The sequence below is a fragment of the Arthrobacter sp. ISL-65 genome (assembly GCF_018613795.1).
Classification (GTDB): Bacteria; Actinomycetota; Actinomycetes; order Actinomycetales; family Micrococcaceae; genus Arthrobacter.
This window is the reverse complement of the sequence record NZ_JAGGPN010000007.1, coordinates 160796-174094: the sequence shown is the minus strand read 5'-3', so window position 1 is coordinate 174094 and position 13299 is coordinate 160796. Positions and strand designations below refer to the sequence as shown.

12 protein-coding genes are annotated in these 13299 nt (G+C 67.9%); 5 read left to right on the top strand and 7 right to left on the bottom strand.

Translation table 11 applies throughout. From position 1 onward, the window contains the following. Positions 1 to 183 precede the first annotated feature (183 nt). Positions 184 to 837, bottom strand: coding sequence for an MOSC domain-containing protein (locus J7I85_RS03495; RefSeq protein ID WP_214846603.1), 654 nt, complete (start codon positions 835 to 837; stop codon positions 184 to 186). A 212-nt stretch (positions 838 to 1049) separates the two neighbouring features. Between J7I85_RS03495 and J7I85_RS03490 the strand changes: the two genes are divergently transcribed. From J7I85_RS03490 to J7I85_RS03470, 5 genes are all read left to right on the top strand, one after another. Further along, a complete protein-coding gene (locus J7I85_RS03490) occupies positions 1050 to 1763 on the top strand; it encodes a Tat pathway signal protein (protein ID WP_214846600.1) in 714 nt (237 codons plus the stop codon). Positions 1764 to 1765: 2 nt separating this feature from the next. Then, the gene (locus J7I85_RS03485) at positions 1766 to 2986 is read left to right on the top strand and encodes a glutathionylspermidine synthase family protein (RefSeq protein ID WP_214846593.1); all 1221 of its coding nucleotides are present in this window, start codon (positions 1766 to 1768) and stop codon (positions 2984 to 2986) included. Between the two features lie 13 nt (positions 2987 to 2999). Then, positions 3000 to 4523, top strand: coding sequence for an APC family permease (locus J7I85_RS03480; protein ID WP_214846591.1), 1524 nt, complete (start codon positions 3000 to 3002; stop codon positions 4521 to 4523). 38 nt (positions 4524 to 4561) lie between these two features. Continuing rightward, positions 4562 to 5782, top strand: coding sequence for an acyl-CoA dehydrogenase family protein (locus J7I85_RS03475; RefSeq protein WP_214846589.1), 1221 nt, complete (start codon positions 4562 to 4564; stop codon positions 5780 to 5782). 163 nt (positions 5783 to 5945) lie between these two features. Then, positions 5946 to 6473 (top strand): isoprenylcysteine carboxylmethyltransferase family protein, encoded by a 528-nt coding sequence (locus J7I85_RS03470; protein WP_214846587.1) that lies wholly within the window; start codon positions 5946 to 5948, stop codon positions 6471 to 6473. A gap of 45 nt (positions 6474 to 6518) precedes the next feature. Here J7I85_RS03470 and J7I85_RS03465 read toward each other — a convergent pair whose 3' ends face one another. The 6 genes from J7I85_RS03465 to J7I85_RS03440 form a co-directional block, all read right to left on the bottom strand. Then, positions 6519 to 7262 (bottom strand): SDR family oxidoreductase, encoded by a 744-nt coding sequence (locus tag J7I85_RS03465; RefSeq protein ID WP_214846586.1) that lies wholly within the window; start codon positions 7260 to 7262, stop codon positions 6519 to 6521. Further along, on the bottom strand, positions 7259 to 8629 hold the full coding sequence (locus J7I85_RS03460; RefSeq protein ID WP_251023876.1) for a glycosyltransferase 87 family protein: 1371 nt from the start codon (positions 8627 to 8629) through the stop codon (positions 7259 to 7261). The genes J7I85_RS03465 and J7I85_RS03460 overlap by 4 nt, the downstream gene beginning before the upstream one ends. Before the next feature lie 92 nt (positions 8630 to 8721). Then, on the bottom strand, positions 8722 to 10149 hold the full coding sequence (locus J7I85_RS03455; protein WP_251023875.1) for an MFS transporter: 1428 nt from the start codon (positions 10147 to 10149) through the stop codon (positions 8722 to 8724). Next, the gene (locus tag J7I85_RS03450; protein ID WP_214846582.1) at positions 10146 to 10694 is read right to left on the bottom strand and encodes a helix-turn-helix domain-containing protein; all 549 of its coding nucleotides are present in this window, start codon (positions 10692 to 10694) and stop codon (positions 10146 to 10148) included. Before J7I85_RS03450 ends, J7I85_RS03455 begins: the two co-directional genes overlap by 4 nt. 122 nt (positions 10695 to 10816) lie before the next feature. Beyond that, positions 10817 to 12139: a glycosyltransferase 87 family protein gene (locus J7I85_RS03445; RefSeq protein ID WP_214846580.1), complete on the bottom strand. Its 1323-nt coding sequence runs from the start codon at positions 12137 to 12139 to the stop codon at positions 10817 to 10819. Next, positions 12136 to 13299, bottom strand: a complete 1164-nt coding sequence (locus J7I85_RS03440; protein ID WP_214846570.1) for a cystathionine gamma-synthase — start codon at positions 13297 to 13299, stop codon at positions 12136 to 12138. The genes J7I85_RS03445 and J7I85_RS03440 overlap by 4 nt, the downstream gene beginning before the upstream one ends.

Below are 13299 nucleotides of genomic sequence, written 5' to 3'. Positions count from 1 at the left end.
TGACCCCGCATACGGACGAACCGAGGGGCCGGCAGGGGCGGTGAGCTTGCGCACACGCGGCGTTTCTGCACCGCTTTCGGCGGCAACCTTACCCCGCGCCCACGCCAGTCCAGGGGCACTTCGGGCCATACCCGGCCATAGTGGTGCAGAAGTGCGGCAGGGGCGCCGGGCCAGCCCTGCGTGCTAGCGGCCCACGCTGCGGAGCATCTTCTCGAACAGGTCGTGGTACTCGGGCTGCAGCCGGATTTCGCCGTCGGCCTCGGCGTCGCGCAGGGCCTCGACGGCATCGACGTCGGGCTCGCTGAACCAGCGGCCGACGGTTACGCCATGCTTCGGAACGAAGAGACGGTGGACGTGGTCGCCTGCCTGCACCGACCCGGTCTTGATGACGCGCAGGTAGGCGCCCACCCGGCCAGCCTGCGTGAAGCGCTTGACCCACTGGGCCTCGTCCATGCGCCGCTGGAAGGCCGCACATGGAACACGCGGCGAGGTGACCTCCACTTCAACATCCAGCCCGATCCGCCAACGTTCACCGATGACGGCGCCCGTGGTTTCGATTCCAGCGACGCGGAGGTTCTCACCGAAGATCCCCGGCGGCAGTTCGCGCTGCAGCTCTCGGATCCAGTAGTCCGCGTCAGCCTGGGAATAGGCGTAGAGCGCCTGGTCCTCTCCCCCATGGTGGATGCGGCTGGCCTGGATGTCACCGTGCAAACCAAGCTTGTGCACCTTCACCGGCCCGTCCACGGGCCGCTTGTCGATGGCGGTGACGCCCACGCTTCCCTCGTCCGGAAGGAGCTGGTGAACCCGGCAAACGGCAAGAAGAGTGGCTGTGTGCATGCCATTAGTCTAGGTTCTCGGCCTGACCAGCGCTTTTGGTGGTTCCGAGGGACCGCTGTGCGCGGAAATGTATTCACCGCAGCACCTTCCAGCCACTAGGCTTGCTGCAGTGTTTACCGGCTGGACGGACAGCCGGTTCCGCCGGCCGTAGCCAAGCGTTCCGGCCGCCAACAGCACCCGCGTTCAGCAGCGTGGAGCAGCAGGGGGGAACCATGGACCCGGAGAAGGACCCGAGCAAGGACGCTCACGGGGGCCGGAGCGACGACGTGTCCGGCGGGGACAGCCCGTCGGGCGGCCCGGCAAAGCCACCGCCATGGCAGGTGCCAAAGCCTGAGCTCCACCCCGAGCTGCTGACCCCCGGCACGCCGGGACAGGAAGACCCTGGACAGGAAAGCCCTGGAAAGCCAGGCACGGGTAAGGCCCGCAAGGGAACCGCGGGCGGACAAAAGCAAGGCGAAGGAAACCAGAAGCAAACCGGCTTCCCCCAGCCCGGCCCCGTCTTCGACCCGTTCGCCCGTGACCGCGAACGCGACGCCGCGGCGCGGAAGAAGCGGTCCCAGCGCCGCACGGTGGTGGTAGGCCTCGGCGTCACGGCGCTCCTGGCCGGCACCATCACGGCGATCGTGGCCAGCAACGAGCAGGACCCCGACTACGCCCAGGTCTGCTTCAACGACGAAACGGGTGAGCGCGTCGAGGACACCCAGTGCAACAGCTCGGCCGGACGCGGCGGGGCCCTCTATGCCTGGTACTTCTATGCGCGCGGCGCCAGCGTCCCGGGCATTGGCCAGAACAGGACGGCCTATCCCAACTTCAGCAGGACGGTGCCGCAGGGGGCCAAGACGTCCACGGGCTATAGCAGCAAGGGCGGCACTGTCAGCAGGGGCGGCTTCGGCAGCAGCTCCAAGGGCGGAAGCACGGGAGGCTAGGCGTGAAGCGGTTACTTTCGGAGCCCCGGCCGGACTGGAAGCAAAAGATTGAAGAGCAGGGCCTGGTGTTTTCCACCACCACCCTGCCCGGCGGCAAGAAGATCGAGTACTGGAACGAGGCCGCCTACTACGAGTTCACCATGGACGAGGTGGAGGCGCTCGAGGTCACAGCCGAGGACATGCACAGGATGTGCCTGGAAGCTGCGAAGTTCCTGGCCACGGGCGCCATGGGCCTGATCGGCATCGGTCCGCAGGCACTGGAACTGGCCGCCGAGTCGCTGCAGGCCGGGGACGTGGACATCTACGGCCGCTTCGATTTCATCTACGACGGCCAGGGCGGCGCCGCCAAGATGCTCGAGTACAACGCGGACACTCCCACCGGCCTCATCGAGGCGGCCGTGGCCCAGTGGTTCTGGCTGCAGGACGTTTTCCCGGAGAAGGACCAGTGGAACGGGATCCACGAGGCACTGATCCGGCAGTGGAAGAAGCTGCAGTACCGCACGGGGATGAGCACGCTGCACGTGGCCCACTCCGAGGCCGAGGAATCTGGCGAGGACTGGATGACGGCCGCCTACATGCGGGACGTCGCCGGCCAGGCCGGGTGGACCACCATCGGCATCAACATGTCGGACATCGGCTGGGACCCGAACCTGAAGCGCTTCGTGGACATGGACAACTTCATGATCAGCACCATCTTCAAGCTCTACCCGTGGGAGCTGATGATGAAGGAGCCCTTCGGCCACCGCCTGCTGCAGCGCTCGCACAATCCCCGCTGGGTGGAACCGGCCTGGAAAATGCTGCTGTCCAACAAGGCCCTCCTGGCCGCCCTCTGGCACCTCTACCCGGACCACCCGAATCTGCTGCCCGCCTACCTCAATGACCCGGGCCCGCTGCGGGAATGGGTGGCCAAGCCGCTCCACGGCCGCGAAGGCGACAACATCCGGATCCATGCGGAAGGCATCAGCTTAGAGAAGCCGGGCGGATACGGCCGCGAAGGCTGGTGCTACCAGCAGTACCACTCCCTCCCAGACTTCGACGGCAACCACCCGGTCCTGGGCCTGTGGGTGGTGGACGGCGAATCGGTGGGTTGCGGCATCCGCGAGTCCGACGGGCCGGTCACCGATTATTTCTGCCGCTTCGTCCCGAACACCCTTGACGCGCCTGCGCCGCTGAGCGTCCAGGCGGCACAGGCCAACGCGAACAAGGCAGGTATTACGCTATGAGAACAGGTGCCGAATGAGAACCCGAACGACGACGGCGGCCGGCGGCGCCGGGGGCCAGCCCGGCGGTGCCGTCCCCGGCAAGGGGCTCCGCGCCGGGATCCTGGACCTCGGCGACTCGGTGATGCTGGGGCTCGCCTCCACCGCACCGGTGTACTCGCTGGCCGCGACGCTGGGGCTGATCGTGGCCGTCAACGGCAACTACACGCCACTGATCCTGGTCCTGGGCTTCATTCCCGTCCTGTTCATCGCCTACGCCTTCCGCGAGCTCAACAGCGCCATGCCGGACTGCGGCACCACGTTCATCTGGGCCCGCCGCGCTTTCGGCCCCTGGGCCGGGTGGCTGGGCGGCTGGGGCGTGGCCCTGGCCGGCGTCGTGGTCCTGGCCAACCTGGCCCAGGTGGCGGGCCAGTACCTTTGGCTGCTCATAGGCGACGGGTCCCTGGCGGGAAACAAGGCAGTGGTGACGGCCACCGGCGTCGTATTCATAGTCTTCATGACCATGGTCAACTACCGCGGGATCCGGCTGGGTGAGCACGTCCAGCGCACCCTGACGTACGTGCAGTACATCTCGCTGGGCATCTTTGCCGTGGCCATAATCCTTCGCATCGCCGGCCTGACCGGCGAGGCGCCGGCGGGCCAGCCGTTCGACGTCGAATGGTTCAACCCGGCCGGGGCGTTCGCCGATCCCGGCGCAGTGGTCCACGGCATCCTGCTGGCCCTCTTCATCTACTGGGGCTGGGACACCTGCCTGGCGGTGAACGAGGAAACCGAAAACCCTGCCACCACACCGGGCCGCGGGGCGATGATCTCGGCTTTCGTGCTGGTGGCCATCTACGTCTCGGTGGCGTTGCTGGTGATGATGTACGCGTCCGTGGGAACAGAGGGAATCGGGCTGGCCAACGCCGAAAACCAGGACGACGTGTTCCTTGCGATGAAGGACGTGGTGCTGGGTCCGTGGGGCTGGCTGATTGTGGTGGCAGTGCTGGCATCCGTGCTGTCCTCCACCCAGACCACCATCCTGCCCACCGCCCGCGGCACCCTGTCCATGGGTGTGCACCGTGCCCTGCCGCCGAAGTTCGGGGAGGTCCACAAGCGGAACCAGACCCCCGGCTTCTCCACCCAGGTCATGGGCGCGGCCGCGATTGTGTACTACGTGGCCATGAGCTTCCTCAGCGAGAACCTGCTGTCCGATTCCATCAGCTCCATCAGCCTGTTCATCGCTTTCTACTACGCCCTCACCGGCTTTGCCTGCGCCTGGTACTTCCGGGACACTCTCCGGGCATCGGCCCGCAACCTGTGGTTCCGCGGCATCCTTCCCCTGCTCGGGGCCCTGCTGCTGGCCGCGGCGTTCTTTATCTCTGCGGCGCAGATGTGGGATCCGGCCTACGGGAACACGCAGATATTCGGCGTGGGCGGGGCCTTTGTCAGCGGCGTGGTGCTGCTGGCCCTGGGCGTGGTGCTGGCCGCGGTCTGCCGGTTCCTGCCGTCAACCCGCGAGTACTTCGTGGGCGGGAAGCGGGTTCCTGCGGACCGGTAGACCGCGGCACCGGATCCAGCGGCACGTAGGATGCTGCCATGAGCAACGACGCCCTTGATCCTGCGGAAGCCACGGCCGAGTACGGACTCCCGGACCCTTCGGATGTCCTGGCCCTGGATTCCCTGCTGACCCCCGATGAGCTGGCCCACCGGCAGCGGATCAGGGACTTCACCGACCAGCAGATCCGCCCGGAGATCGCGGACTGGTACGACCAGGGTGTCTTCCCCCTGCACCTGCCCGCGCAACTGGGCGAGCTGGGCGTCCTGGGCATGCATCTGGAGGGCTACGGCTGCCCCGGCCGGTCCGCCGTCGAGTACGGCCTGGCCGCCATGGAGCTGGAGGCCGGCGATTCCGGAATCCGCACGTTCGTCTCCGTGCAGGGTTCGCTGGCGATGACCGCCATCCACAAATGGGGATCCGAGGACCAGAAACAGGAGTGGCTCCCCCGCATGGCCGCCGGCGAGGTGATCGGCTGCTTCGCGCTGACCGAGCCGACGGCGGGCTCGGACCCGTCGTCGATGACCACCACGGCTCGGCGGGACGGGACTGGCGAGGACGCCGGCTGGGTCCTGGACGGCGCCAAGCGGTGGATCGGGCTCGCCTCCGTGGCCGACGTACTGGTGGTCTGGGCGAAGACCGACGACGGCGTCCGCGGTTTCCTCGTACCCGCTGGCACGGCGGGCGTCACCGCCACGCCAATCGGGCGGAAACTGTCCATGCGCGCCTCGATCCAGTGCGACGTGACGTTCGACGGCGTCCGGTTGGGTCCGGAGGCGCTGCTGCCGGGTGCCCGGGGACTGAGCGGCCCGTTCAGCTGCCTCAACGAGGCCCGGTACGGCATCGCATGGGGTGCCATGGGCGCAGCCCGGGACTCCTATGAGGCGGCGCTGCGGTATTCGATGGAGCGCCTGCAGTTCGGCAAGCCGCTGGCCGGGTACCAGCTGACGCAGGAGAAGCTCGTGAACATGCTGCTCGAGGTCCAGAAGGGCACCATGCTCGCCCTGCACCTGGGCCGGCTCAAGGACTCCGGGCGCCTCCGCCCCGAACAGATCTCGCTGGCCAAGCTGAACAACGTCCGCGAGGCCATCAAGGTGGCGCGGGAGGCCCGGACCATCCTTGGCGGCAACGGCATCACGCTCGACTATTCGCCCCTTCGGCACGCCGCCAACCTCGAGTCGGTGCGCACCTATGAAGGCACCGACGAGGTGCACACGCTCATTCTGGGCCAGCACATCACGGGGCTCCCGGCGTTCCGCTGAGAGACTGGTTGAGACTGTTGTGACGTTGGTTGAGCTTGTCGAAACCCGGCTGGTCGAGCGCCGAAACCCGGTTGTGACAAGCTCAACCAGCGGGGGTGCCCAAGCTCAACCAGCGGCGGCCGCCCCCTTGCCGCCGCCCAAACCGCGGTCCAGAGTAGGGAACATGACACACCCGGCAGACACGAGTCGTGAACGGAAACGGGCGGCCGTTGGCACCGCGGTGTTCGCCCTGGCCCCGGCGACGGTCGCGGGCCTGGTTCCATGGCTGCTGACGCGCTGGGAAATCCAGCAGCCGGTACCCGGCGGCGCCGTGGCCCAGGTGGCCGGCGGCCTCCTCGTGGCGGCTGGCGGGTCCGTTATTGCAAACTCCTTTGTCCGGTTTGCTCTGGAAGGCGTGGGAACGCCGGCACCCTTCGCACCGCCGAAGCACCTCGTGGTCAGCGGGCTGTACCGCTACGTCCGGAACCCCATGTATGTGTCCATTGCGGCCGCCGTGGTTGGCCAGAGCCTGCTGCTGGGCCAGCCGATACTGTTCGGCTACGCCGCGCTGGGGGCAGTCCCCGTGGCGGCTTTCGTCGTGTTCTACGAGGAGCCCACGCTGGTGCGCAAATTCGGGGCGGAGTACTTGGAGTACCGAAAGAACGTTCCGCGCTGGCTGCCGCGGCTGACCCCTTGGCGGCCGGACCACTGACGCGGACCGCACGGTCGCGCCCGCCGGTAAGGCGACCCGAAAGCGTCAGGCCGAGAACCCGCCATCGGCCTTAATGAGCTGCCCGGAAACCCAGCGGCCCGCCGGGGACAGCAGGAACGCCACGGTCCCCGCCACGTCGGCAGGGGTGCCCAGCCTGCCGCCGGGCTGGCGCCGGGCCAGCTCTTCGCGGATCTGGCCGTTCATCCAGCCGGTGTCCACGGGCCCGGGGTTGAGCACATTGGCGCTGATGCCCAACGGTCCAAGTTCACGCGCCGCCGCGATCACGATCCGGTCCAGCGCCCCCTTTGACGCACCGTACGGCAGGTTGAACGCTGTGTGGTCGCTGGTCAGCGCGACGATCGCGCCGCCGTCGTCCGGTGCCTGCTGCGCGAAGGCGCGGACCAGCTGCCAGCTGGCCCGGGTGTTCACGGCGAAGTGCCGCTCGAAGCTTTCGAGGGTGGTGTCCAGGATGCCCGAGTCGACGGACTCGGCGTGGCTGAGGACCATTCCGTGGAGGGTCCCTGCCTGCGCGGCCACCTCCGCCATCAGCCGGTCGACGGCGCCCGGATCCTGAAAGTTGGCGGGCAGGGCCACCACCTTGGATCCGATGGCCTCCAGCTCGACGGTGAGCCGGCCGACGTCGTCCGGCTGGATTCCCCAGGGCATGCGGGCGTCGTAGTCCTGCCAGTAGGTCAGCACCAGGTCCCAGCCGTCGGCGGCAAGCTGGCGGGCGATTCCCGCGCCGATTCCGGCGAGCCGTCCGACGCCGGTCACCAGTGCGGTGCTCATTCCGGCAGCTCCGCCACGGCGTCTCGCCGAAGGACCACGAGCCAGCACACCATGATGGCCAGCGCGCAGAAAACTCCGGCGCTGGATGCCATGATCCACAGGACCGGCGTCTGGAGGTCAAGGTTCTCGGCGCCGAGGGCCGTGCCGATGGTCTTCGGCGAGAACAGGAACACCACTGTGGACACGCCCAGGACGGCGCCCATCACCCCGCGCTGCAGCCGGTACCGCTGGGGAGTTTGGCGCAGCGTCCAGGCGAACGCCGGAAGCACCGCGGCCATCCAGACCCAGTGGTGCGACCACGAGACGGGGCTGATCAGGAGCATGGTGAGCGCCGTGGCCGAAATCGCCACCACCCTGGCGCCCTGGCTGCTGGCCACCTTGATGAGGGCGGCGCCCAGACCCACAACGAGTAGGCTCAGGAGCATCCAGGGCACGTGGACGGCTTCCGCCGGAACCCCGAAGTGGAGCAGCGCACCCTTGATGGAGAGGTTGTCCACGTAGCCGGCGCCGCCGATCCGGGACGTGTCGGGAAGAATTTCCAGCCAGAAGCTGATGGATTCGGCCGGGCGGAGGAGCCAGCCCAGCAGCACGGTGAACGCGAAGCCGGCACACATGTTCAGCAGTCCGCGCCAGTCCTTGCGCACCAGGAAATACAGGCCGAAGACCAGGGGCGTCAGCTTGATCCCGGCCGCCACGCCCACCAGGAAGCCGCTGCCGGGGACACCGTTCCGCCAGCGCGGGCTGCGGGCCAACAGGTCCGCTGTCATCAGCCCCAGCAGCAGGATGTTGATCTGGCCAAAGGCGAGGGTTTCGCGCCACGGCCCCAGATTCAGGACGGCCAGGAACAGCACCACCGCGCCGAGCCGGTTGAGTGCGGACCGGACGGTCGGCGAGGAAAAGGTGCTGCGCCAGCTGGGCTTGCTGTTCCAGTAGCGGACGCCGAGCGCCGCCACCCACACCGCCACCGCCACGCCGGCGGCGTTGAACAGCAACAGCGCCGTGGCCTGCGGCAGTTTTGCGAGCAGGCTGAAGAGCAGCGCCGCGAACGGCGGATAGGTGAAGGGCAGTTCCGGGCCGCCGGCCCAATTGACCGTGGGCAGGTAGAGGCCCGAGGGCGCCAGGCCGGCCTCGCTGAGGATCTTGCCGCTGTACCAGTAGACGCTGAAGTCCAGGCCCTTCTCGCCCCAAACGTCCAGCCTGGAGGTCACAAAGAAGGCCGCGGCGAGCACGGCAAGAAGGACCACCAGTTCGACGGCGGCCAGTGCGGGCCAGCGCCGGCGCAGCTGCAGTGCAGTGGTCTGATTGAAACCCTGTGCGGGGAGTCCGGCGGGCCTGTCGTTCTTCGTTCGGGCAGTAAGCAGTGCCATTCAGTGTCCCCCAGCTGTAGTCCGGCAGTATGCGCCTCCGGGACGCGTAGCGCGTTCGGCCGCAAGAGCCGGCGCCGCCACTGGCGCCCCGCTTAGTCTACTGAAGCCGTGGCCACCGCTGCGGGCTTCCGTCGCCCGGCGTCTTTGCGGATGGTGGCGCTAATGACTGCGGCGATGGTGCACATCGCGGCGGCGCCGAACCACGCGTAGGTGTACTGGCCGGTGGCGTCCCGGATGGCTCCGGCGGCCAGGGCCGCCGCGGCGGCACCCAGCTGGTGCGCCGCGAACACCCAGCCGAACACCACGCTCCCGTCCGCGCCGAACACCTGGCGGCAGATCGCGGCAGTCGGCGGAACCGTGGCCACCCAGTCCAGGCCGTAGATCACAACGAACACGATCATGCTGGGCTGGACCGAGGAGCCCAGCAGCAGCGGGAGCACCAGGAGCCCGATTCCCCGGAACTGGTAGTACACGGCCAGCAGGATCCGCGGGTTGAACCGGTCAGTCAGCCAGCCGGAGGCTATGGTGCCCAGGATGTCGAAGATCCCGACGACGGCGAGCAGGCCGGCCGCCGTCGTCTCCGGCATGCCATGGTCATGGGCGGACGGGATGAAGTGCGTGCCGATCAGCCCGTTCGTCGTGGCCCCACAGATGGCGAACCCGGCAGCGAGCGCCCAGAACGTGCGGTTCCTGCTGGCGCTCCGCAGCACCAGCAGTGCCCGGACGGCTGCGTTGCGGCGGGGTTCCGCAGCCTCCGGGGCAGCGGCCGCAACTGAAGGGGCGCCGGACGGTTCCTCTGCCCCGTAAGGCAACGCCCCGACGTCGGCCGGTGAGTTTTTCAGGAACTTCAGCACCAGCGGAACCACGGCCAGAGCCCCGGCGGCGATGAGCAGCGAGGCCTGGCGCCAGCCCGGGTCCTGGGCGAGCATCGCGATGAACGGCAGGAAGACCAGCTGCCCGGCGGCGCTGCCGGCGGTCAGGATGCCGATCACCAGGCCCCGGCTTTTGCTGAACCAGGTGTTGGCGATGGTCGCCGCGAACACCAGCGCCATGGAACCGGTGCCCAGGCCGATCAGCAGGCCCCAGGTGAGGAGGATCTGCCAGGACTGGGTCACCAGCACGGTCAGGGCACTTCCGGCGCCGATCATCCCGAGCGCGACGGCGGTGACGGCCCGGACGCCGAACCGTTCCATGAGGGCCGCGGCGAAGGGGGCCGTGAGGCCGAAGAGCACCAGGTTGATGCTCACCGCAGCCGATAACACCGTGGTGGACCAGCCGAACTCCTGCTGCAGCGGCACCATGAGCACACCGGGCGCGGCCCGGAAGCCGGCGGCCCCGACGAGCGCCAGGAACGCCACCGCCGCCACGGCCCATGCCGGATGCAGGCGGCGCCGCTTCTTCGGCCCCTCCTCTGAATTCTTCAACCCCTCCTCTGGAGTTTTTGTACAGATATGGTCCTCTAATGGGCCTTCAGGGCGCGATATCTGTACAAAAACTCCGGGGTCCTCAGAGTTGCTCATGCGGCTGTTCCTTCTTCTCCGCCGCCTTGTACGCGGTTGGTCGGTGTGTCGGTTGGCTGGTGGGCCGTCGCCAGCGGGAGCGGTGCAACGCTGCGGGTCAGGCTGTGCCAGCTGGTGTTCTCCGCGGTGAGGCGTTCCCCGCATCCGGTGCAGGTGTCCGCTGACCCCGTCCGCTGCCCGCAGGTTGCGTGGACCACGTACATGTGGGCCTGCTCCGACGGCGCCTGCAGATGCTTTTCGGACCAGAGAACGACGGCGTTGAGCACCGGCAGGGCATCCTCGCCTTTGGTGGTGAGGACGTATTCCTGGCGGGTGCGTCCGCCGTCGTCGTAGGGCTGTTTTGCCAGCAGGCCGGACTCCACGAGGGAGGTAAGCCGCCGGGTGAGGACCGAGTCAGCCACCTGGAGGCGCGTTTTCATCGCGTCGAAGCGGCCGTTGCCGAAGAAGACCTCGCGGAGGACCAGCATGCCCCAGGGGTCGCCGAAAATGTCCAGCCCGCGGGCCATGCTGCAGTTACGCTGCGACCAGTCGGAACGGAGAGGCATGCTGCGACCTTAGCTGACTTTCTTGAAGAAAGCTAGGACGGGTGGGGCCTACATCGAAGTGGCAGAACACGGCAATGTTCTCGCAAACACTGCCGCGAACTGCCATCTCGGCGAGGACCTGGCTAGGGTTGCCGGCCGATCCCCGTCCGCGACGGCCGGTACGCGGCGGCCCAGTACACCAGGAGCGCCACGCCGCACAACACGCCAAGGCTGGAGGCCATCAGCGGCCATTGCGCCTGCGGGTTCACGCCCCACAGTTCGGCGCCGGCCGCCATCGCGAGGTCCTTGGGCGCCAGGTAGAAGGCCACGGCGGTGGCCGCCACCAGCAGCCAGCCGCCCAGCCGCATCAGGCCGGACCGGGAGGGCACGCGGTGCATGGCGAAGGCCATGGACGGCAGTGCCACAGCGATCCACACCCAGTGGTGGGACCATGAGACGGGGCTGACCAGGAGCATGAGCACTGCGCTCGCGGACACCGCAACAAAATTCTCCTCCACGGCCACTGCCCACCTGATCACCAGTGCAGTGAGTCCGGCCAGGGACAGCGCGAGCACCAGCCAGAGCAGGCTGGTGAACCCCGAGTCCGGCAGCCCGACGTGGAGCAGCAGCCCCTTCAGCGACAGGTTGTCCACGTACCCCGGATCGCCGATGCGCCCGGTGTTGGGCAGGATCTCGGTCCAGAACGTCACGGACGCCTGGGGCAGCACTGCCCAGGCCACGGCGATTGAGCCTATGAAGCCGGCCGCCATCCAGCCCAGGGCCTTGAAATCCCGGCGCACCAGGAAATACAGGCCGAACGCGAGCGGTGTCAGCTTGATCCCCGCCGCGACGCCGATCAGCAGACCGGCAGGCCAGCGGATCGCACCCGCCCGGGACTTCCCGTGCAGCGCGAAGTCGGCAAGGATCAGGCCCATCAGGATGATGTTGATCTGCCCGAACACGAAGGTGTCCCGCCATGGCCCCAGCAGCACGATGGCTCCGGTTCCGGCCAGGGCCACGGTCCGGAACCGCCAGTCCGCAAAGGCGTCCCGCCAGCGGGTCATCCCGAAGTAGTGCCGGGAGAGCCAGGCGGATACCAGCGCGGCCCCGCCCAGCGCGGCCAAGATGAAGAGCTGCCCGCTTTGTCCGGGGCTCATGGTGGCCAGGCCGGCGAACAGCAGTGCGGCGAACGGCGGATAGGTGAACGGCAGGCCGTCCCGAGGCGCGTACAGCTCACTGATGCCCGCCTCGCCGGTCTGCAGCACCTTAGTGCCGCCGTAATAGTAGACCTCGAAGTCGTTCATGGCCGGGGCATACCCGGCGTACAGCCACATCAGAGCGAGGACGACGGCGGCTGCACCGGCCGCCGTCGCCAGCCAGCCGAGGACAACCCGACGCGCCTTACCGTGACTGCCGGCCGCCTGCCGGGTCCCGGCCCCTTCCTTCGTCTGCGGGGAGGCCGTCACTGGATGTGCGTGAAGGCTTGCTCAAGGTCCGCGATGAGGTCCTCGACGTCCTCGATGCCGCAGGAGAGCCGGATCAGGTTCACGGGAACGGCCAGTTCGGTCCCCTTGACCGAGGCGTGGGTCATCTCCGACGGGTAGTTCATCAGCGATTCAATTCCGCCCAGCGATTCCGCCAGGGTGAACACCGACGTCGATTCGGCCACCTTCCGGGCAGCGGCCTCACCGCCCTTGAACTGCACGGAGATCATGCCGCCGAACTTCCTCATCTGCTTCTTGGCCAGCTCGTGGCCGACGTGCGAGGGCAGGCCCGGGTACAGGACGGCTTCCACCTCGGGCCGTTCCAGGAGCCATTCGGCCACGGCCTGGGCGTTGTCGCTGTGCCGGTCCATGCGGACCCCCAGCGTCTTCAGCCCGCGGGTGGTGAGGAACGCGTCCATCGGGCCGGAGACGGCGCCCACGGCGAACTGCACGAAGCCGATCTTCTCGGCCAGCTCAGCGTCCTTGACCACGATCGCGCCGCCCACCACGTCGGAGTGGCCGCCGATGTACTTGGTGGTGGAGTGAACCACGACGTCGGCACCCAGGTCGAGCGGGGTCTGCAGGTAGGGCGACGCGAAGGTGTTGTCGACGATCAGTAGGGCCCCGGCGTCGTGCGCCACCTTGGCGAGCGCCTCGATGTCGGTGATCTTCATCAGCGGGTTGGACGGCGTCTCCACCCAGACGAAGCGGGTCTTGTTGGCGGCAACTGCCGCCTGAACGGCATCGAGGTCGGCCATGTCCACGGGGGTGTTACCGATCCCCCATTCGCCCAGTACGCGGCTGATCAGCCGGTATGTGCCGCCGTAGGCGTCGTTGCCGAGCACGATGTGGTCGCCGGGCCGCATCAGGGCGCGGATGAGGGAATCCTCGGCCGCGAGACCCGAGCTGAAGGAATAGGCATGCGTGCCGCGCTCCAGCGCCGCGAGCTGCTCCTGCAGGGCGTCGCGGGTGGGGTTGCCGCCGCGGCCGTATTCGTAGCCGTCCCGAAGGTTTCCGATGCCGTCTTGGGCATATGTCGAGCTGAAGTGCAGGGGCGGAACGACGGCGCCGGTGCGCGGCTCGAAGGCCTGGCCGGCGTGCACGGCGCGGGTGTTGAATCCTTGGTTCTTAGAGACAGACAT